Source organism: Streptomyces sp. WAC05374 (assembly GCF_004353505.1).
Lineage (GTDB): Bacteria > Actinomycetota > Actinomycetes > Streptomycetales > Streptomycetaceae > Streptomyces.
Genome location: NZ_SMNQ01000007.1, coordinates 47,654 through 67,745 on the forward strand (window position 1 = coordinate 47,654; position 20,092 = coordinate 67,745).

The 20,092-nt window shown below is 73.4% G+C and carries 16 protein-coding genes; 5 read left to right on the forward strand and 11 right to left on the reverse strand.

Annotated features, from left to right (window positions below; all coding sequences use genetic code 11):
• Positions 1-6: 6 nt before the first annotated feature.
• The 4 genes from recD2 to E2B92_RS15995 form a co-directional block, all read right to left on the reverse strand.
• On the reverse strand, positions 7-2,238 hold the full coding sequence (recD2, locus tag E2B92_RS15980) for an SF1B family DNA helicase RecD2 (protein WP_126886270.1): 2,232 nt from the start codon (positions 2,236-2,238) through the stop codon (positions 7-9).
• A 212-nt stretch (positions 2,239-2,450) separates the two neighbouring features.
• Complete coding sequence (locus E2B92_RS15985) at positions 2,451-3,230, reverse strand: sugar phosphate isomerase/epimerase family protein (RefSeq protein WP_126885447.1); 780 nt, start codon at positions 3,228-3,230, stop codon at positions 2,451-2,453.
• 26 nt (positions 3,231-3,256) lie between these two features.
• Positions 3,257-4,399, reverse strand: a complete 1,143-nt coding sequence (locus E2B92_RS15990) for a dihydrodipicolinate synthase family protein (protein ID WP_126885443.1) — start codon at positions 4,397-4,399, stop codon at positions 3,257-3,259.
• A complete protein-coding gene (locus E2B92_RS15995) occupies positions 4,396-5,547 on the reverse strand; it encodes a Gfo/Idh/MocA family protein (RefSeq protein ID WP_126885442.1) in 1,152 nt (383 codons plus the stop codon). Before E2B92_RS15995 ends, E2B92_RS15990 begins: the two co-directional genes overlap by 4 nt.
• Before the next feature lie 154 nt (positions 5,548-5,701).
• Between E2B92_RS15995 and E2B92_RS16000 the strand changes: the two genes are divergently transcribed.
• From E2B92_RS16000 to E2B92_RS16020, 5 genes are all read left to right on the forward strand, one after another.
• Positions 5,702-6,763, forward strand: coding sequence for a LacI family DNA-binding transcriptional regulator (locus tag E2B92_RS16000; RefSeq protein WP_126885441.1), 1,062 nt, complete (start codon positions 5,702-5,704; stop codon positions 6,761-6,763).
• 79 nt (positions 6,764-6,842) lie between these two features.
• Positions 6,843-7,619 carry a sugar phosphate isomerase/epimerase family protein gene (locus E2B92_RS16005; RefSeq protein WP_126885440.1) on the forward strand — a complete coding sequence of 259 codons (777 nt, stop codon included), beginning with the start codon at positions 6,843-6,845 and terminating at the stop codon, positions 7,617-7,619.
• 141 nt (positions 7,620-7,760) lie between these two features.
• On the forward strand, positions 7,761-8,405 hold the full coding sequence (locus tag E2B92_RS16010; protein WP_126885439.1) for a hypothetical protein: 645 nt from the start codon (positions 7,761-7,763) through the stop codon (positions 8,403-8,405).
• Positions 8,406-8,477: 72 nt separating this feature from the next.
• The gene (locus tag E2B92_RS16015; protein WP_126885438.1) at positions 8,478-10,307 is read left to right on the forward strand and encodes a glycoside hydrolase family 3 protein; all 1,830 of its coding nucleotides are present in this window, start codon (positions 8,478-8,480) and stop codon (positions 10,305-10,307) included.
• Between the two features lie 75 nt (positions 10,308-10,382).
• Positions 10,383-10,976 carry a hypothetical protein gene (locus tag E2B92_RS16020; protein WP_126885437.1) on the forward strand — a complete coding sequence of 198 codons (594 nt, stop codon included), beginning with the start codon at positions 10,383-10,385 and terminating at the stop codon, positions 10,974-10,976.
• Positions 10,977-11,000: 24 nt separating this feature from the next.
• Here E2B92_RS16020 and E2B92_RS16025 read toward each other — a convergent pair whose 3' ends face one another.
• The 7 genes from E2B92_RS16025 to E2B92_RS16050 all read right to left on the reverse strand — a co-directional run bounded on the left by E2B92_RS16025 (position 11,001) and on the right by E2B92_RS16050 (position 19,968).
• Positions 11,001-12,419: a S28 family serine protease gene (locus tag E2B92_RS16025; RefSeq protein ID WP_126885436.1), complete on the reverse strand. Its 1,419-nt coding sequence runs from the start codon at positions 12,417-12,419 to the stop codon at positions 11,001-11,003.
• Between the two features lie 81 nt (positions 12,420-12,500).
• Complete coding sequence (locus E2B92_RS16030; protein ID WP_126885446.1) at positions 12,501-12,896, reverse strand: hypothetical protein; 396 nt, start codon at positions 12,894-12,896, stop codon at positions 12,501-12,503.
• 29 nt (positions 12,897-12,925) lie between these two features.
• The gene (locus E2B92_RS16035; RefSeq protein WP_126885435.1) at positions 12,926-13,201 is read right to left on the reverse strand and encodes a hypothetical protein; all 276 of its coding nucleotides are present in this window, start codon (positions 13,199-13,201) and stop codon (positions 12,926-12,928) included.
• Positions 13,202-13,204: 3 nt separating this feature from the next.
• Positions 13,205-13,351: a hypothetical protein gene (locus E2B92_RS32675; protein WP_160159757.1), complete on the reverse strand. Its 147-nt coding sequence runs from the start codon at positions 13,349-13,351 to the stop codon at positions 13,205-13,207.
• A gap of 69 nt (positions 13,352-13,420) precedes the next feature.
• Positions 13,421-17,134 (reverse strand): ABC transporter ATP-binding protein, encoded by a 3,714-nt coding sequence (locus E2B92_RS16040; RefSeq protein WP_126885434.1) that lies wholly within the window; start codon positions 17,132-17,134, stop codon positions 13,421-13,423.
• 117 nt (positions 17,135-17,251) lie between these two features.
• Complete coding sequence (locus tag E2B92_RS16045; RefSeq protein ID WP_126885445.1) at positions 17,252-18,145, reverse strand: serine hydrolase; 894 nt, start codon at positions 18,143-18,145, stop codon at positions 17,252-17,254.
• A gap of 140 nt (positions 18,146-18,285) precedes the next feature.
• Entirely contained in the window at positions 18,286-19,968 is a 1,683-nt protein-coding gene (locus tag E2B92_RS16050; RefSeq protein WP_126885433.1) for a thiamine pyrophosphate-binding protein, read from the reverse strand.
• Positions 19,969-20,092 lie beyond the last annotated feature (124 nt).

A 20,092-nucleotide genomic window follows, 5' to 3' on the forward strand; every position in this document is an offset into this window, starting at 1 on the left:
TGATCCTCAGGTGATGTTTCCCACCTGTACCTCACCTTTCAGCCGGTGACGCAGTGAGGTAAAGCGCCGGCCCGCGGAAACGGTGCGGACGGCCTGCCCGATCGCTTTGCGTGAGCCGACGAGGACGACGAGTTTCCTGGCGCGCGTCACGGCCGTGTAGAGGAGGTTGCGCTGGAGCATCATCCACGCCCCGGTGGTGACCGGGATCACCACGGCCGGATACTCGCTGCCCTGGGAGCGGTGGATCGTCACGGCGTACGCGTGCGCCAGCTCGTCCAGCTCGTCGAAGTCGTACGGCACCTCCTCGTCCTCGTCGGTCAGCACCGTCAGCCGCTGCTCCTCCACGCTGAGCGTGGTGACCACGCCGACCGTTCCGTTGAAGACTCCGTTCGCCCCCTTCTCGTAATTGTTGCGAATCTGCGTGACCTTGTCGCCGACGCGGAAGACCCTGCCGCCGAACCTCTTCTCCGGGACGTCCGGCCTGGCGGGGGTCACCGCCTGCTGGAGCAGGCCGTTGAGCGTGCCGGCGCCCGCCGGGCCCCGGTGCATCGGCGCCAGGACCTGCACGTCCCGGCGCGGGTCGAGACCGAACTTCGCCGGTACGCGGCGGGCGGCGACGTCCACGGTCAGCCGGCCGGCCTCCTCGGTGTCCTCGGTGACGAACAGGAAGAAGTCCGGCAGCCCCGACGTCACCGGCTGCTGACCGGAGTTGATCCGGTGCGCGTTGGTGACCACTCCGGACTGCTGCGCCTGGCGGAAGATCCGGGTGAGCCGCACCGCCGGGACCGGACCGCCCTGTGCCAGCAGGTCGCTCAGCACCTCCCCCGCGCCCACGCTCGGCAACTGGTCGACGTCCCCCACCAGCAGCAGGTGCGCACCGGGCGCCACCGCCTTGACCAGCTTGTTGGCCAGCAGCAGGTCCAGCATGGACGCCTCGTCGACCACGACCAGGTCGGCGTCGAGCGGCCGGTCCCGGTCGTAGGCCGCGTCCCCGCCCGGCTTCAGCTCCAGCAGCCGGTGCACGGTGGACGCCTCCGCGCCGGTCAGCTCCGCCAGCCGCTTGGCCGCCCGGCCGGTGGGCGCCGCCAGGAGCACCTTGGCCCTCTTGGCGCGGGCCAGCTCCACGATCGACCGGACCGTGAACGACTTGCCGCAGCCGGGGCCGCCCGTCAGCACGGCGACCTTCCGGGTGAGGGCGAGGCGCACCGCCTCCTCCTGCTCGGGCGCCAGCTCCGCCCCCGTGCGGTCGGCGAGCCAGGCCAGCGCCTTGTCCCAGGCCACGTCCCGGAAGGCCGGCATCCGGTCCTCCTCCGTGCGCAGCAGCCGCCGGAGCTGGGCGGCCAGCGACACCTCGGCACGGTGGAAGGGCACCAGATAGACGGCCGTCACGGTCTCCCCCTCGGGGCCCGGCACCCGCTCCCGGACCACACCGCCCTCCTCCTCGTCCGCGACCAGCTCGGCGAGGCAGTCGATGACCAGGCCCGTGTCGACCTGGAGGAGCTTCACGGCGTCCCCGATGAGCTGCTCCTCCGGCAGGAAGCAGTGACCCTGGTCGGTGGACTGCGACAGCGCGTACCGCAGGCCCGCCTTCACCCGCTCCGGGCTGTCGTGCGGGATGCCCACCGCCTGCGCGATCCGGTCGGCGGTCAGGAAGCCGATGCCCCACACGTCGGCGGCCAGCCGGTAGGGCTGGTTCCTCACCACGGAGATCGAGGCGTCCCCGTACTTCTTGTAGATGCGCACCGCGATGGAGGTGGAGACGCCGACGCCCTGGAGGAAGACCATCACCTCCTTGATCGCCTTCTGCTCCTCCCACGCGGCGCCGATCATCCTCGTCCGCTTCGGCCCGAGCCCCGGCACCTCGATCAGCCGCTGCGGCTCCCGCTCGATGACGTCGAGCGTCTCCACGCCGAAGTGCTCGGTGATCCGGTCGGCGATGCGCGGCCCGATGCCCTTGATCAGGCCGGAGCCGAGGTAGCGGCGGATGCCCTGGACGGTGGCCGGCAGGACCGTCGTGTAGTTCTCCACCGTGAACTGCTTGCCGTACTGGGGGTGGGAGCCCCAGCGCCCCTCCATGCGCAGCGACTCGCCGGGCTGCGCGCCGAGGAGCGAGCCGACCACCGTGAGGAGGTCCCCGCCGCCGCGCCCGGTGTCGACCCGGGCGACCGTGTAGCCGTTCTCCTCGTTGGCGTAGGTGATCCGCTCCAGGACCCCTTCGACCACTGCCAGGTTGGACATGCCCCCGACGCTACCGGGCGCCTCGGACAGTCCGTACGGGCCTGTGGACAACCCCGTCACGGCACGACGAAGGGGCCCGGTCCATGGACCGGGCCCCGCGCGCTCCCCCCGCGGGGCTTCCCCGAATCCCCCCGGATTCCCCCCGGAAGACCCCGCACGACAGGTACGACACGCGTCACGCCGCAAGGGTTGTACCGGCGGGGCGGAAAATTTCAGAGCACGTGCCGCACGTAGTCGCGCACCGTCTCCTCCAGCACCTCCGTGCCGTCCCGCGCCCACAGGTCGTCGTTGAACAGCTCCACCTCGATGGGGCCCTTGTAGCCGGCCGCGTCGACCCGTTCGCGCCAGCCGCGCAGGTCGACGCAGCCGTCGCCGAGCCGGCCCCGTCCGGTCAGGACACCGGCAGGCAGGGGGGTGGTCCAGTCGGCCAGTTGGAAGGCGTGGATGCGGCCCTGCTCGCCGGCGCGGGCGACCGCCGCCGGGGCCCGGTCGTCCCACCAGACGTGGTAGGTGTCGACGACGACGCCTGCCTGGGAGGCGGGGAAGGGCTCGGCCAGGGCGAGGGCCTGGTCGAGGGTGGAGACCGCGCACCGGTCGGCCGCGTACATCGGGTGGAGGGGCTCGATGGCGAGCCGGACGCCCCGCCCGGCCGCGTACGGGACCAGGTCGGCGAGCGCGTCGGCGATCAGGGAGCGCGCGGCCGGCAGGTCCTTCCCCCCGGGCGGCAGGCCGCCACAGACCAGGACCAGGGTGTCGGTGCCGAGGGCCGCCGCCTCGTCGACGGCCGCCCGGTTGTCCTCCGGGCCGGCGGCGGTGGTGAAGAAGCCGCCCCGGCACAGGGTGGTGACGGTCAGCCCCGCGTCGCGCACCAGCTTGGCGGTGGCCTCGACGCCGTACGCGCGGACCGGCTCGCGCCACAGCCCGATGCCCGGGATGCCGAGCCGTACGCACGCGTCGGTCAGCTCGGGCAGGGTGAGCTGTTTGACCGTCATCTGGTTGATGCTGAACCGGGTGAGACTCACCTGTCGACTCCGTACACCGTGAGCAGGGACTTCATGCGCGCCTCGGCCAGCGCCGGGTCGGGGAACAGGCCGAGTCCGTCGGCCAGTTCGTACGCCCGCGCCAGGTGCGGGAGCGAGCGGGCCGACTGGAGGCCGCCGACCATGGTGAAGTGGTCCTGGTGGCCGGCCAGCCAGGCCAGGAACACCACGCCCGTCTTGTAGTAGCGGGTCGGCGCGGCGAAGAGGTGGCGCGCCAGGGCGACCGTCGGGTCGAGGACGGCACGGAAGCCCGCCGTGTCGCCGGCGTCGAGGCGGCGGACCGCCTCGGCGGCCGGCGGGGCGAGCGGGTCGAAGACGCCGAGCAGGGCGTGGCTGAAGCCGTGGTCGTCGCCCGCGATCAGCTCGGGGTAGTGGAAGTCGTCGCCGGTGTAGCAGCGCACCCCGTCGGGCAGGCGGCGGCGCAGCTCCGCCTCGCGGCGGGCGTCCAGCAGGGAGACCTTGACGCCGTCGACCCTGCCGGGGTGCTCCGCGACGACCTTCAGGAAGGTGTCGGTCGCCGTGTCCAGGTCGGCCGAACCCCAGTAGCCCTCCAGGGCCGGGTCGAACATCGGGCCGAGCCAGTGGAGGATGACCGGCCCGGAGCACTGGCGCAGGAGATGGCCGTAGACGGCCAGGTAGTCGTCGGGGGAGCCGGCGGCCGCCGCGAGCGCGCGGGAGGCCATCAGGACGGGCTGGGCGCCGCTCTCCTCGACCAGGGCGAGCTGCTCCTCGTACGCGGCCCGGACGCCGGCCAGGTCCGCCGGGCCGGTGAGCTGGTCGGTGCCGGCACCCGCCGCGATCCGCCCGCCGGCCGCCTTCGCCTCGGCGGCCGAGCGGCGGATCAGCTCGGCCGCCGAGGCCCAGTCCAGGCCCATGCCGCGCTGGGCGGTGTCCATGGCCTCGGCGACCCCGAGGCCGTGCGCCCACAGGTGGCGGCGGAAGGCGAGGGTGGCGTCCCAGTCGACGGCCGCCGGGGAGTCGGGCGAGACGTCCGCGTACGGGTCGGCGACGACGTGGGCGGCGGCGAAGACCGTGCGGGAGGTGAGGGGCGCGCCGGGCGGCCCGAAGGGGGCGGGCTCGGTGCGGGGTTCGTAGGTGCCGTGCGGGAGCCGGATGGTCACAGCGCCAGCTCCGGTACGTCCTGACGGCGGCCCTCGGCGGAGGACCTCAGCCCCAGCTCGGCGAGCTGCACGCCGCGCGCGCCCGCCAGCAGGTCCCAGTGGTAGGGCTCGTCGAGGACGACGTGGCGCAGGAACAGCTCCCACTGGGCCTTGAAGCCGTTGTCGAACTCGGTGTTGTCGGGGACCTCCTGCCACTGGTCGCGGAAGGAGTGGGTGGCGGGCAGGTCGGGGTTCCAGACGGGCTTGGGGGTGAGCGAGCGGTGCTGGACGCGGCAGCCGCGCAGCCCGGCGACGGCCGAGCCGTGGGTGCCGTCGACCTGGAACTCGACCAGTTCATCGCGGTGGACGCGGACCGCCCAGGAGGAGTTGATCTGCGCGACTGCGCCGCCGGCCAGTTCGAAGATCCCGTACGCGGCGTCGTCGGCGGTGGCGGCGTACGGCTTGCCGTCCTCGTCCCAGCGCTGCGGGATGTGGGTGGTGACATGGGCGCTGACGCTCGTCACCCGGCCGAACAGCTCGTGCAGGACGTACTCCCAGTGAGGGAACATGTCGACGACGATCCCGCCGCCGTCCTCGGCGCGGTAGTTCCACGAGGGGCGCTGGGCCTGCTGCCAGTCGCCTTCGAAGACCCAGTAGCCGAACTCGCCGCGTACGGAGAGGATCTCGCCGAAGAAGCCTCCGTCGACGAGCCGCTTCAGCTTCCGCAGGCCCGGCAGGAACAGCTTGTCCTGGACGACGCCGTGCTTGATGCCGGCGGCCCGGGCCGCGCGGGCGAGCTGGAGGGCGCCGGCGGTGTCGGTGGCGGTCGGCTTCTCGGTGTAGACGTGTTTGCCCGCCGCGACGGCCCTGGCGAGGGCGTCGGCCCGGGCGGAGGTGACCTGGGCGTCGAAGTAGATCTCGACGGTGTCGTCGGCGAGGACCGCGTCGAGGTCGGTGGACCATTCGGTGAGGCCGTGGCGGTCGGCGAGGGCGCGCAGGGAGTGTTCGCGGCGGCCGACGAGCACCGGCTCGGGCCACAGGACCTGCCCGTCGCCCAGGTCCAGGCCGCCCTGCTCGCGGATCGCGAGGAGGGAGCGCACCAGGTGCTGCCGGTACCCCATCCGCCCCGTGACGCCGTTCATGGCGATCCGCACGGTTCTGCGTGTCACGAAGGTCCTCCATGTGTGGTCGGCCCAGTAGCCCCGTCGCTACGGGAGTCTTGCCCGGACACGGTCGTAGCAAGCGCTTTCTACGGGGGATGACGCTAGCCTGCCGACAGCGGCCGGTACAAGGGCCCGGCCCGACTCTCCTCGGAGGAACGCGATGACAGTCACCCTGGCCGACGTGGCCGCCCGCGCCCGGGTGTCCCCGGCCACCGTCTCCCGCGTCCTCAACGGCAACTACCCCGTCGCCGCCTCCACCCGGGAGCGGGTCCTGCGCGCGGTCGACGAGCTCGACTACGTGCTCAACGGCCCCGCCAGCGCGCTCGCCGCCGCCACCTCGGACCTGGTCGGCATCCTCGTCAACGACATCGCCGACCCGTTCTTCGGCATCATGGCCGGTGCCGCGCAGACCGCGATCGGCGAGGGCGCGCCGGGCCGGGCGGGCGGCGAGAAGCTGGCCGTCGTCTGCAACACGGGCGGCTCCCCGGAGCGCGAGCTGACGTACCTGACCCTGCTCCAGCGCCAGCGCGCGGCGGCCGTCGTCCTGACCGGCGGCGCGGTGGAGGACCCCGGCCACCTCGCGGCCATGGCCGCCAAGCTGGCCCGGCTCGCGGACGCGGGGACCCGGGTGGTGCTGTGCGGGCGCCCGCCGGTGCCCTCGGCGGGCGACGCGACCGCCGCCGCACTGGCCTTCGACAACCGGGGCGGCGCCCGCCGGCTGACGGAGCATCTGCTCGAACTGGGCCACCGGCGCATCGGGTACGTCGCCGGTCCCGAGGAGCGCACCACCACCCGGCACCGCCTGGAGGGCCACCGCGCGGCGCTGGAGGCGGCCGGGCTCGCGGGCGCCCCGGACCGGCTCACCGTGCACGGGCCCTACGACCGGCGCTCCGGGTACGACGCGACGCTGGAGCTGCTGCGGCGCGAGCCGGGCCTGACGGCGATCGTCGCCGCCAACGACACGGTGGCGCTGGGCGCCTGCGCCGCACTGCGCGAGCGGGGGCTGCGCATCCCGGACGACGTCTCCGTCGCGGGCTTCGACGACCTGCCGTTCTCGGTGGACGCGGTGCCCGCCCTCACGACCGTACGGCTGCCGCTGCACGAGGCGGGCGCGCGGGCCGGGCGGCTGGCAACGGGCACGGAGGCGCCCCCGCCGGGCGGCATCGCGACGATCGGCGGGGAACTGATGGTCCGCGCCTCGACGGGGCGCCCCCGGTCCTGATCCGCCATGACGGAGCGCCGTGCGGGTACGTTCCACGGCAGTGAGAGCGGACCCGACCCGCACGAAGGAGCTCCCGACCGTGAAGTACGCCTTCTCCACCCTCGGTGTCCCCGGGATGCCGGTTCCCGACGTCGTCCGTCTCGCCGTGGACTGCGGCTACCAGGGCGTGGAGCTGCGCGCCCACCCCGAGGAGCCGGTCCACCCCGGCCTGGTGGCGCACGAACGGCGGGCGGTCGCGGAGGAGTTCGCGCGGGCGGGCGTCGAGATCCTGACGGTCGCCGGGTACGCGCGGGTCGCGCAGGCGGGTGACGACGAGCCCGTGTACGAGGAGCTGCACCAACTGCTGTACCTCGCGGCCGACCTGGGCGCTTCGTACGTCCGGGTGTTCCCGGGCGGCGGCGACCAGGACCCGGCGGAGGCGGACGCGACGGCGGCCCGGCGGCTGGGCGTGGCGGCGGAGATCGGGGCGGACCTGGGGGTGCGCATCCTGGTGGAGACCCATGACTCGCACCGCACGGGCGCGGACGTGGCGCGGATCGTGGGGGCGGTCGGCCACAAGCACGTGGGCGCCCTGTGGGACGTGATGCACCCGTGGACGGCGGGCGAGGCCCCGGCGGCGACGCACGCGGTGCTGGCGCCGTACCTGGGGTACGTGCAGGTCAAGGACATCGCCTCGGCCGAGGACGGCACGCCGCTGCCGCTCGGCGCCGGGGTGCTCCCCCTGGCCGAGTGCCTGGCGCCGCTGGGCGGCGAGGGCTGGGCGTGCTGGGAGTACGAGAAGCGGTGGTACCCGGACGCGGCCGACCTCCCGCCCCTGCTCGCGGCGGGACGGGAGCACCTGGCCCGGCTCGTCTAGGGAATGTGCTGTTCGGGCGGGCGTGGACGACACGTCGCCCCATGGGGACGTTCCGGGGCCCATGGGGTGTGAACCTGTCGGTGCGCCCCCGGGTACCGGCCGGGCGCTCGAACGGTGTCGCCCGGAAGGGGAACTGCTCCCATGGTGTCCAGACGCAGTCTCGTGCACGCCGGTGGCCTGGCCGCCGCCGCGTGGGTGCTGGGCGGGCCGGCGCGGCTCGCCGGGGCGGTGCCCGTGGAGCCTCCCCCGGTCGGGGACCACGTTCCGGCCACGGAGCTGGGCGGCAGGGCCGACTGCGTGGTGCCGTCCGGTCACGACCCGGAGGTGATCAGGGTCGTGTACCGGGTCGGCACCGACCTGGGGGTGAACGACAAGGTCATGCTGGCCGGCTTCGAGGCCGGGTGGGTCGAGTCGCACATGAACAACCTCCCGTGCGGTCACCTGGACTCCGTCGGCGTCTTCCAGCAGCGCCCCAGCCAGGGCTGGGGCACCCGTGAGCAGTGCATGGACGTCCGCCACGCGTCCGAGTCGTTCTTCACCCGGGCCGTCGAGACCGACCGCGCCCACCCGGAGTGGACCGCCGGCCAGGTCGCGCAGGGCGTGCAGCGCTCGGCCTTCCCGGAGCGGTACGACCAGGCGGAGGCCAAGGCCCGGGCGCTCATCGAGGAGGCACGCGCGGGCAGCGGCGAACCGGAGACGGCCCCGGAACCGATGGGTGCCCCGGCGCCCCCGCCCCCCGCCGCCGTACGTCCCGCGTTTCCCGGCGCGGTGTGCGCGGGTCCTTGACCTGGCAGTTACTTTCCGGCTATGCGTGACTCCTTGGAAGTTTCCTTCATCCGGATGGCCGGAAGGAGCACCATGCACCACCGAGCCACACCCACCACCCCCTCCAGACGCACCCTCCTCACCGTCACCGCCGCCGCGGCCGCGGCGGCCGCCGTCGGCGGGACGACCACCCCCGCCGGGGCCGCGAGCGGCGAGGACCGGCGCCTCAAGCGGCTGATCGCCCGCATGAGCCTGGAGGAGAAGGTCGGCCAGCTCTTCGTCATGCGGGTGTACGGGCACTCCGCCACCGCCCCCGACCAGGCCGACGTCGACGCCAACCTCAAGGAGATCGGCGTCCGTACCGCCGCCGAGCTCATCGCGAAGTACCACGTCGGCGGCATCATCTACTTCTCCTGGGCCCACAACACCCGCGACCCGCACCAGATCGCCGACCTGTCCAACGGCATCCAGCGGGCCGCGCTCGACCGGCCCGCCCCCGTACCGGTCCTGATCTCCACCGACCAGGAACACGGCATCGTCGCCCGGATAGGGGAACCCGCCACGCTGATGCCCGGGGCCATGGCGCTCGGCGCGGGCGGCTCGCGCGCCGACGCCCGCCGTGCCGCCCGGGTGGCCGGCGCCGAGCTGGCCGCGCTGGGCATCCGGCAGAACTACGCGCCCGTCGCGGACGTCAACGTCAACCCGGCCAACCCCGTCATCGGCGTCCGCTCCTTCGGCGCCGACCCGCAGGCCGTCGCCGGGATGGTCGCCGCCCAGGTCGGCGGGTACCAGCGGGCGGGCATCGCCGCCACGTCCAAGCACTTCCCCGGGCACGGCGACACGTCCGTCGACAGTCACTACGGCCTGCCCACGATCACCCACACCCGTGAGCAGTGGCGGACGCTCGACGCGCCGCCGTTCCGGGCCGCCATCGCCGCCGGTATCGACTCGATCATGACGGCCCACATCGTGGTCCCGGCCCTCGACCCGTCCGAGGACCCCGCCACCCTCTCCCGCCCCATCCTCACGGGCATCCTCCGCGAGCAACTCGGCTACACGGGCGTCGTCGTGACCGACTCGCTCGGCATGGAGGGCGTACGCACCAAGTACGGCGACGACCGCGTCCCCGTCCTCGCGCTCAAGGCGGGCTGCGACCAACTGCTCAACCCGCCCAAGCTGTCCGTGGCCTACCACGCCGTCCTGGAGGCCGTGCGGAACGGCGAGATCAGCGAGGCCCGGATCGAGGAATCGATTCTCCGCATCCTCCGGCTGAAGGCGAAGCTGGGCCTCTTCCACGAGCCGTACGTCACCCACGACGCCGTGGACCGCACCGTGGGCACCCGGGGCCACCTCGCGACCGCCGACCGGATCGCCGAGCGGACCACCACCCTGCTGCTCAACGAGGGCGGACTGCTCCCGCTCAGCCCCGCCGGCCGGCCGAACCTGCTCGTCGTGGGCGCCGACGTCGCCTCCCCCTCCGGGACGACCGGCCCGCCGACCGCCACCCTGGCCGCCGCTCTCACCGAACTCGGCTTCACCACCCGGGTGCTGCCGACCGGCACCGCCCCGACCGCCACGAAGATCGACGAGGCGGTGGCCGCCGCGGCCGGCAGGGACGCCGTGATCGTGGGCACCTACAACGTCTCGGCGACCAGCAGCCAGCGCACCCTGGTGTCCCGGCTCGCGGCCACGGGAGTCCCCGTCGTCACCGTCTCCCTCCGCAACCCGTACGACATCGCCCGCCTCGGTGGCCAGCGCGCCACGCTCGCCACCTACTCCTGGACCGACGTCGAACTGCGGGCCGCCGCCCGGGTCATCGCGGGCCGGGCGCACCCGGAGGGCCGCCTGCCGGTGCCCGTCCAGAGCGCGGACGACCCGGCCCAGGTGCTGTATCCGATGGGCTACGGCCTGACGTACCCGTAGCGCAATCCCCCACGACGCGTCTGGCGTGTGCCCGCCACGGCGGGCCACGCTGGACGCGAGGAACGGGGGTCCGGCATGCCTCGGCGACGAATCGTGGGCGTCCTGCTGCTGGCGGTGGCGTTCACCACCAACTGCGGGCCGGCGGGCGGGGACGCGCACGCCGGCCGCCGGGAGACCGTCCCCGGCCCCGGCGAGGTCTTCCTCGCGGCCGGCGAGTGCACCACCCGCGGCCGCGACTTCCGCGAGGTTCCCTGCGGCGGCGACCGAGCGGTGGCGCGGGTGCTGACACGGCACGGGCGGCCGGCGGCCGACGGACCGGTCTGCCCCCGCACCACCGACTTCGTGCTGCACGTCTCCGAGAACCACCCGGCCGCCGACGAGGACGGCGACGGGTCGGTGCCACGGGGCTACGCCTGCATGCGCAACCTCCGGCCGCCGCACCCGGGCGATCCCGGGGGCGGCGGCGGGCCGTACACCCTCGTCGGCGACTGCCTGGGCGGCGCGGGCCGGGGCCGGGTCGAGGAGACCGCGTGCGACGGCTCGGGGGCCCGGCGGCCCGCGTACCGGGTGGTGGAGGCCGTCGAACGGCGGTCGTCGTGCCCGGCGGCGACGGACCTGTACGTGCGGCTCGGCGGTGAGCGGCCGGTGGGCTGCGCGCGCCGCCTGTGAGCGGCGCGCGCGGCCCCGGACGCCTTACGGGCGCAGCGTCATCTCGTGCCGCGGATCCCGCTTGTCCAGGCGCGGGTCGTACGTGGTCAGCGGTGCCGCGCGCCCCGGGTCGGCCGGGGCGACGCCCGCCCAGGCCAGGATGCGGGCCGTCGCCCTGGTCCGCTCGGCCTCGGCGAGGGCCGCCACGTTGGCGCCGTGGTTGGCACCCGGCGCGGTCATCACGTAGGAGTCCCGGGCGCCCTTGTCGACGCGGAACTTCTCGGCGCCCCACGGGTCGTTGCCGCCGTACACGAAGAGCATGCCGCGCCCCTGGGTGCGCACCCAGGTGTCGACGTCGCGCATCACCCACGGCTTGAACCGCACGGGGATGTCACGCGGCACGAAGTTCCGGGCGGGCTGGTAGCCGTACCGGGTCAGGCCCTTGAGGTGCTCCATGCGCATGCTGGGGGAGCCCAGTTCGGTGGCGGCCTGGTAGTAGTACGGCGTGTACGGCTCCAGGCCCTGGTCGCTGTAGAAGGACCAGCCGGAGTACGTGTCGATGGTGTCGAACACGGCCTGGTCGGTGGCGGTGGCCGCGTCCGGGACCGAGGCGCAGTCGGCCTCGGTGTGGTACTGCCAGAAGCCCCAGACGAAGTCGAGGACGACCGCCTCGTACGCCTTGTCCAGGCTGCCCACGGTGGTGAAGGTCGCGCCCTCGGCCTCGGCCCGGGCGCGGTACATCTCCTGGAGCGGCGCGCGGCGGACGAGCGCCTCACGCTGGAGGGCGTTGAGCCGGTCGCGGCACTCCTGGGTGGAGACGGTCGCGAAGAACCGGTCGTAGGCCGCGTCCTCCTTTTCCACCACGTCGTTGGGGGCGACGTAGGCGACGACGCCGTCCATGTCACGCGGGTAGAAGCGCTCGTAGTACGTGGCGGTCATGCCGCCCTTGGACGCGCCGGTGGCGAGCCACTTGCGGTCGTAGATCTTCTTCAGCGCGGTGAAGATCCGGTGCTGGTCGGAGGCCGCCTGCCAGATGTCCAGCTTCGACCAGTCGGCGGGCTGGGGGCGGGACGGGGTGAAGAAACGGTACTCCATGGAGACCTGGTTGCCGTCCACGATCCGCGTCGGCTCGGCCCGCCCGGGGCGGGTGCTGACGGCGTACCCGCTCGTGTGGAAGACGGTGGGGCGGGCGGTGTCCTTGTGCAGCAGGGTCAGGCGCTGCTGGAACGTGCCCTTGGAGCGGTCCCGGTGGTCGACCGGCTGGGTGTAGGTGAGGACGAAATAGCGGTAGCCGGGATAGGGCTTCTCCTCGAGCAGGGTCATCCCCGGGATCGCCAGGATGCGGTCCTTGATGTCGGTGGTCGTGCCGCTGTCGGCGGTACCGGCGGCGGTGGCCGTTCCGGCCGCGCTCACGGTGCCTATGAGCACCATGAGGGACAGCAGCCATCTGAGCGCCTTGCGCATTCACCCTCCACGTGGGTTTGCGGTGGTCGCCGCGAACCTAGTGGGGTCAACACGTCTGCCGCCAGCCCCTGTTGGCGGGTGTCAGCAGAGTATCCAGCCGGTGGAGGCGCCCTTCCCGGCGACGGAGCCGGACGCGCGGACGCAGCGGTTGAGGGCGTGGACGGTGACCGGCCCGGCCTGCCGGGTGAAGGCGCCCGCGTCGACGGCGGCGCGTCCGCCGCGCGGCTGGATGGACACCGCCATGGCGCGGCGGGTGCCCGGCTTCTTGGCGATGGTCATGGCGCACGCGTACTGGCGGTTCTTGTACACGCGCAGCTCGCCCGTGCTGAAGGCCACCGTCTTGACCAGACGCCCGGAGCAGGCGGTGGACGCCGCCTCGGCCCGTGGCGTGCCGGGTCCCGCGAGGACGAGGAGACCCGTGGCGACGAGCACCGCGAGGGCATGCATGAGCAGTCGTCCTGTCCCGGCCGTGGCCATCCCACCGAACACGCTTGCTCTCCTTCGCCTCATGAGCGTACGTGCGTACGACGCACTGGAGCGCCGAACGGTTGCCCCGGCGGCTCCGGGCGTGGTCCAGACACCCCCTGGGCGTGACTGAGGATCGCGCACAGCGCGAGGGCCTCGAAGCCGAGCTGCGCCCGGAAGGCGCCCCCGCGCACGGCGTCCGTCCGCGCCCCCCGGTCGGGCGTGACCAGCGCGATCACCCACAGCACGCCGGCGGCCACCGCGCTCAGGAGCCACACCCGGCCCGGCATGCCCACGCAGCTCTCGCCGCCCTGCACGACTCATCCGGACGCCCGGTCGGAGAACAGTGTCAGGAACCCGGTCAGCGCGCTGGCGGGCAGGAACGCCACGGCGGCGATCGTGGCGCGCACGCGCACGCGACGGGCGGGACCGGAGGGCGCCGGGAAGCCGGCCGGGTCGGAGCTCATGGCCCCATCCCACCGCCCGCCGGGCCCCGCCGGATGCGCCCGCCTACTCAGACGCCCGGGCGCCGGTACTCACGCGGTCGCCGCCGGGGCCCCCGCCGGCGCCTCGCCGATGAAGGTGCGCCACAGCTCCGCGTACCGGCCGCCGCGGGCCAGCAGCTCGTCATGGGTGCCGTCCTCGGCGACACGGCCGCCGTCCATGACGACCACCCGGTCGGCGCGGGCGGCCGTGGTGAGCCGGTGGGCGACGACCAGGGTCGTACGGCGCCCGGCGAGACGGTCGGTGGCGGCGTTGACCTGGGCCTCCGTGGCCAGGTCCAGCGCGGCCGTCGCCTCGTCCAGCAGCAGCACGTCCGGGTCGACCAGCTCGGCGCGTGCCAGGGCGATCAACTGCCGCTGGCCCGCCGACAGGTTCCGCCCGCGCTCGGCGACCTCGTGCAGGTACCCGCCCTCCAGGGTGGCGATCATGTCGTGGGCGCCGACCGCCCGGGCGGCCGCCTCCACCTCCGCGTCACTCGCCCCGGGCCGCCCGTAGGCGATGGCGTCGCGCACCGTCCCGGCGAACAGGTACGCCTCCTGGGGCACGACGCCGAGCCGGTGGCGGTACGCGGTGAGGTCGAGGTCCCGCAGGTCGGTGCCGTCGGCGGTGACCCGGCCGGACGTCGGGTCGTAGAACCGGGCGACCAGCTTGACCAGCGTCGACTTGCCGGCGCCCGTCTCGCCGACGAACGCGACGGTCTGCCCGGCCGGGATACGCAGGTCCACGCCCGTCAGGGCCGACTCGTCGTCCCCGTACGCGAAGGAGACGTCCTCGAAGACGATCTCGCCCCGCAGGGAGGGCACCGGCAGCGGCTTCGCCGGAGCGGGCGTGGACGTCCTCTCCCGCAGCAGCTCCTGCATCCGCCCCAGCGACACGGCCGCCTGCTGGTAGCCGTCGAAGACCTGGGAGAGCTGCTGCACGGGCGCGAAGAACAGGTCGATGTACAGCAGGTACGCGACGAGGGCACCGGTCGTCAGCGTCCCGGCCTCCACCCGCCCCGCGCCGACGATCAGCACGGCCGCCGCGGCCACCGACGACAGGAGCTGCACGAAGGGGAAGTAGACGGAGATCAGCCACTGGCCGCGCACGCGCGCCGCCCGGTACTCCGCGCTCCGCGCCGCGAAGCCCTCCGCGCCCGACCGCTCCCGGCGGAACGCCTGCACGATCCGCAGCCCGGACACCGACTCCTGGAGGTCGGCGTTGACGACGCTGATCCGCTCCCGCGCCAGCTCGTACGCCTTCACGCTGGAGCGGCGGAAGAAGAACGTGCCGATGACGAGCACCGGCAGGGTCGCGAAGACCACCAGGGCGAGCTGCACGTCGATCACGACCAGCGCGATCATGATGCCGAAGAAGGTCACCAGCGACACGAACGCGGTGACGAGCCCGGTCTGGAGGAACGTCGACAGGGCGTCCACGTCCGTCGTCATCCGGGTCATGATCCGCCCGGTCAGCTCGCGCTCGTAGTAGTCCAGCCCCAGGCGCTGGAGCTGCGCGAAGATCTTCAGGCGCAGCGCGTACAGCACCCGCTCGCCGGTCCGGCCGGTCATCCGGATCTCACCGGTCTGCGCCGCCCACTGCACCAGCACCGTCACCAGCGCCAGCCCGGACGCCGCCCACACCGCGCCCAGTGCGGCCTGCTCGACGCCCTCGTCGATGCCGTGCCGGATCAGGATCGGCAGCAGCAGGCCCATGCCCGCGTCGACGGCGACGAGCGCCAGGCTCACCAGCAGGGCCGCCCCGAAGCCGCGCAGCAGCCTGCGCAGCCCGTAGGACTCCTCGGGCGTGACCGCCCGCGCCTCGTCGACCGCCGGGGTGTCCGTCGCCGGGGGCAGCGCCTCCACCTGGGCGAGCAGCTCGGGCGTGGCGCCCGGCGCGGCCGACTCCTCGGCGGGCCGCTCCCGCTCCCACAGGGCGGGCGTGATGCCCCGCTCCGCGTCGAACTCGGCGTCCAGCTCCTCGCGCACCGAGCGGTCCTCGGGCACCTCCAGGGGCAGGGCGTGGCCGGGCGAGACACCGCCCAGCTCCTCGGGGTCGGTCAGCAGCCTGCGGTAGAGCGCCGAGCGCCGCTCCAGCTCCTCGTGGGTGCCGATGTCGGACAGCCGCCCGTCGTCGAGGACGGCGATCCGGTCGGCGAGGTTCAGGGTGGAGCGGCGGTGCGCGATCAGCAGGGTGGTGCGCCCGGCCATGACGGACCGCAGCGCCTCGTGGATCTCGTGCTCGACGCGGGCGTCGACGGCCGAGGTGGCGTCGTCCAGGAGCAGCAGTCTGGGGTCGGTGAGGATGGCGCGGGCCAGGGCGATGCGCTGGCGCTGTCCGCCGGACAGGGTCAGCCCGTGCTCGCCGACCTTGGTGTCGTAGCCGTCGGGCAGGGCGGTGATGAACCCGTCCGCCTGCGCGGCCCGGGCCGCCGTACGGATCTCTGCGTCGGTGGCGTCCGGCCTGCCGTAGGCGATGTTGGCGCGGACGGTGTCGGAGAAGAGGAAGCTGTCCTCCGGTACGAGGCCGATGGCGGCCCGCAGCGACGCGAGGGTCAGCTCGCGCACGTCGTGCCCGCCGACCAGGACGGCGCCGTGTGTCACGTCGTAGAAGCGCGGCAGGAGCAGCGAGACGGTCGACTTGCCGCTGCCGGAGGAGCCGACGACGGCGACGGTCTCGCCGGGGCGGATCTCCAGCGAGAAGCCGTCGAGGACGGGGTGCCCGTCCTCGTACGCGAACGACACGTCGTCGAACTCGACGCTCGCCGGGGCGTCCGCCGGGAGCTCCTTGGTCCCGTCCTGGATCACCGGTTCGGTGTCGATGAGCTCCAGGACGCGCTCGACGCCCGCGCGGGCCTGCTGGCCGACGGTGAGGACCATGGCGAGCATGCGGACCGGGCCGACGAGCTGTGCCAGGTAGGTGGAGAAGGCGACGAACGTACCGAGGGTGATCTGCCCGCGGGTGGCCAGCCAGCCGCCGAGCGCCAGCATGGCGACCTGGCCGAGCGCGGGCACGGACTGGAGGGCCGGGGTGTAGCGGCTGTTCAGCCTGATGGTGCGCATCCGGCCGGCGAACAGCTTGCGGCTCGCCTCGCGGATCTTGCCGGTCTCCTGCTCCTCCTGTCCGAAGCCCTTGACCACCCGCACCCCGGTCACGGCGCCGTCGACCACGCCCGCGACGTGCGCGGCCTGTGCCTGGGCGTACCAGGTGGCGGGGTGCAGCCGGGTGCGGCTGCGCCGGGCCACCCACCACAGGGCGGGGGCGACGGCGAGCGCGACCAGGGTGAGCGGCAGCGACAGCCACGCCATGACGACGAGGGAGATCAGGAAGAGCAGGACGTTCCCGATGGTCATCGGGAGCATGAAGAGCAGGCCCTGGATGAGCTGGAGGTCGCTGGTGGCGCGGCCGACGACCTGCCCGGTGGACAGCTCGTCCTGCCGCCGCCCGTCGAGCCGGGTGATCGTGCCGTACATCTCGGTGCGCAGGTCGTGCTGCACGTCGAGGGCGAGCCGGCCGCCGTAGTAGCGGCGGATGTACGTCAGGACGTAGACGGCGGCCGCGGCGGCCAGGAGCAGCCCCGTCCAGACGGCCAGGGAGCGGGTCCCGGCGCCGATGACGTCGTCGATGACGACCTTGGTGATCAGCGGGACGAGGGCCATGACGGCCATGCCCGCGAGGGACGAGCCGAGGGCGAGCACCACATTGCGCCGGTAGCGCCAGGCGTACCCGGACAGCCGTCGTGCCCAACCCTGCTCTGCCGCCGCCACGTGGTGCCTCCCGTTTCGATCTCCGGTCCGATGACCTGATCTTCCGGAAGGCACCAACGCGGGCGCGAACGGATTTCATCCCTCCGCAACACATCCCTTGGTCCTAGGACCTCAGGCTCAGCGCGGGGCGCTCACCATGTCCTGGGCGGCCCGTCCGGGCACGGCCGGCACGGCCTCCTGCGGGACGGCGGGCGGGACGAAGACGTCGCTCCGGGCGGCCGTGGGGTTGAGGTCGGCGTGGACCGCGCGCGCGACCGCCTGGATGGTGTTGATGCCGTCCTGCATGGTCGCGTTGTCGTGGGTGAGGACGGTGATCTGGTAGTTGTGCGCCGTTCCGGTGAAGGCGCCGATGGAGTGCACGCGCCAGCCGTGGGTGGCACGCGGCAGCCAGCCGTTCTTCACGTGGATCTTGGCGGTGGAGGGCGCGCCGGCCGGGGTGCCCCAGCGCTGCGAGGCGATCACGCTGTTCATGAGCTGGAGGATGTAGGCCCGCGAGGCGTCGGTGAGGACGGCGTTCTTCGCGGTGATCAGCGCCAGCAGCTTCTGCTGGTCACGGGCGGTGATCTGGGTGAGCCCCCAGTAGCCGCCGGAGCCCGGGACGGTCTTCGTCATGCCGGCCGCGGTGAGGAAGCCCTTCACCTTGGTCACGCCGAGCTGCCTCCACAGCGCGCTCGTGGCGTCGTTGTCCGACTTGGTGATCATCGCGTGGGCGCGGGACTTCTCCGTCGCGGTCAGCGCCCGCCCCGTCTTCTGGGCGTCCCACAGCAGGGTGGCGAGCACGGTCGTCTTGACCACGCTCGCGGAGTCGAACTGCGTGTCCGGCCGCAGCACGCAGCTCGTCTTCGTGATCCGGTCGTTCACGAGGATCGCGGTGGTGGACTTGCGGCCCTTGAGGGCGGCGTTGATGTCCTGGACCAGCTTGGCGGCGAGGCCCGCCTTCTGGGAGGTGCACGCCACGGCCGGCGTCGCGGCGGTGGCGGGTGTGACGGTGGCGGCGGTCGGCAGGAGCACCCCGAGGGCGACCGCGGCGCACACGGCCCCGCGCCTGCGGCGGGATATGGAAAGTCTGTTCACGCAATCGATGACTCGGCAGGACGGGAATGGTTGTACGCACGGGGCCCATCGGCCCGGCGGGCCCCGTGCGTACTCCGTCACAGGTGCGTCGGCGCGAACATCCTGAGCAGGGCGGGCAGGACCACGACGGAAGGGCCGGGCGCCGCCAGGGACTTGGCGAGATCGTCGCGCAGCGCCTCCGGGGTCGTCCGGACGGCCGGGACGCCGAACGACTCGGCGAGCGCCACGAAGTCGGGGCGGACCAGCTCGGTGCCGGTGGCCTCACCGTACGCGTCGTTCATGTACTCGCGGAGGATGCCGTACCCGCCGTCGTCGACGATCAGCCACGTGACGTCGAACCCGTACTGCCGGGCCGTGGCCAGTTCGGCGATCGAGTACATGGCGCCGCCGTCGCCGGAGACGGCCAGCACGGGCCGCGAAGGGTCCGCCGCGGCCGCGCCCAGCGCCGCGGGGAAGGCGTAGCCGAGGCCGCCGGCACCCTGCGCCGAGTGCATGGTGTTGGGGCGCCGGGCGTCGAAGGCGGACCAGGCCCAGTAGGCGAGGATCGTCATGTCCCAGAAGCCGGGCGCGTCGTCCGGGAGGGCGTCCCGCACGGCGGCCAGGACCCGCCGCTCCAGGGCGAGGTCCTGGCCGTCGATCCGTTCCCGCACCCTGTCCAGCACCGTGCGCACGCGGGCGGGTGCCTCCGCGTCCGGCCGCGCCTCCACCGTCTCCAGCAGCGCGGACAGGGCAAGCCGGGCGTCCGCGTGGATACCGAGGGCCGGATGGTTGGACTCCAGCTTCCCGAGGTCCGCCTCGATCTGGATCACCCGGCCGCGCGGGGCGAACGTGTGGTAGTTCGAGGACAGCTCACCGAGCCCGGAGCCCACCACCAGCAGGACATCGGCATCCTCCAGGAACTCCGTGGTGTGCCGGTCCTCCAGCCACGACTGCAGCGACAGCGGGTGCTCCCACGGGAAGGCGCCCTTGCCGCCGAACGTCGTGACCACCGGCGCCTGCACGCGCTCCGCCAGGGCCAGCAGCTTGCCGGCCGCGTCGGAGCGCACCACCCCGCCACCCGCGATGATCGCCGGCCGCTCCGCGTTCGCCAGCAGGTGCGCGGCGACGGCGGTCAGCTCCGGGCGCGGCGCGAGCTCGTCGGGAAACGCGTCCACGGGCGTCACCACCGGCAACGACGTCCCGGCCGCCAGCACGTCCTGCGGAATCTCCACCCAGACCGGACCGTGCGGCGCGGTGAGCGCGGACTGCCAGGCGGCGGCGACGGCCGACGGGATCTGCGACGCGGTGCGCACCGTGTGCACGGACTTCACGACGTCGCGGAACGACGCCTGCTGGTCACGCAGCTCATGCAGGTAGCCACGGCGTCCGCCGCCCAGCCCGGCGACCGGCACCTGGCTGCCGATCGCCAGCACGGGCGCGCTCGCCGCCGCCGCCTCCTGAAGCGCGGCCAGCGACATCAGGGCACCGGGACCGGTGGACAGCAGCAGCGGGGCCGCCTCGCCGGTGATCCTGCCGTACGCGTCGGCGGCGAAACCCGCGTTGTTCTCGACGCGCAGCCCCACGTACCGGAGCGACGAACGGCGCAAGGCGTCGAACATGCCCAGCGCGTGCTGGCCGGGCAGCCCGAACACCGTGGTGGCCCCCAGCCCGGCCAGCGTCTCCACGACGAGATCCCCGCCGGTCCGGCCGGGCGGCGGGTTCAGCGCGGCCTCGGTCTGCCGGGCGGTGGGCCGCAGCACCAGATCGTGGTCGTGAGTCACGCTCTTCCTTTCGGGCTCGGTTCTCCTCCGGGGCGCCTGTTGGTGATGTCGACGGTCGATCGTGCCCGGTTCCTCGTTCCTCGGAACCTCCGCGCGTTCTCCCTTTCGACATCACCGCGCCCCT

Excerpts from the sequence above, each read along its gene's own strand:
- E2B92_RS16000 (WP_126885441.1), top strand. The coding sequence starts at position 5,702 with ATGACAGTCACCCTGGCCGACGTGGCCGCCCGCGCCCGGGTGTCCCCG.
- E2B92_RS16030 (WP_126885446.1), bottom strand. The coding sequence starts at position 12,896 with ATGGCCACGGCCGGGACAGGACGACTGCTCATGCATGCCCTCGCGGTG.
- E2B92_RS16010 (WP_126885439.1), top strand. The coding sequence starts at position 7,761 with ATGGTGTCCAGACGCAGTCTCGTGCACGCCGGTGGCCTGGCCGCCGCC.
- E2B92_RS16020 (WP_126885437.1), top strand. The coding sequence starts at position 10,383 with ATGCCTCGGCGACGAATCGTGGGCGTCCTGCTGCTGGCGGTGGCGTTC.
- E2B92_RS32675 (WP_160159757.1), bottom strand. The coding sequence starts at position 13,351 with ATGAGCTCCGACCCGGCCGGCTTCCCGGCGCCCTCCGGTCCCGCCCGT.
- E2B92_RS16015 (WP_126885438.1), top strand. The coding sequence starts at position 8,478 with ATGCACCACCGAGCCACACCCACCACCCCCTCCAGACGCACCCTCCTC.
- recD2 (WP_126886270.1), bottom strand. The coding sequence starts at position 2,238 with ATGTCCAACCTGGCAGTGGTCGAAGGGGTCCTGGAGCGGATCACCTAC.
- E2B92_RS15985 (WP_126885447.1), bottom strand. The coding sequence starts at position 3,230 with ATGACGGTCAAACAGCTCACCCTGCCCGAGCTGACCGACGCGTGCGTA.
- E2B92_RS16025 (WP_126885436.1), bottom strand. The coding sequence starts at position 12,419 with ATGCGCAAGGCGCTCAGATGGCTGCTGTCCCTCATGGTGCTCATAGGC.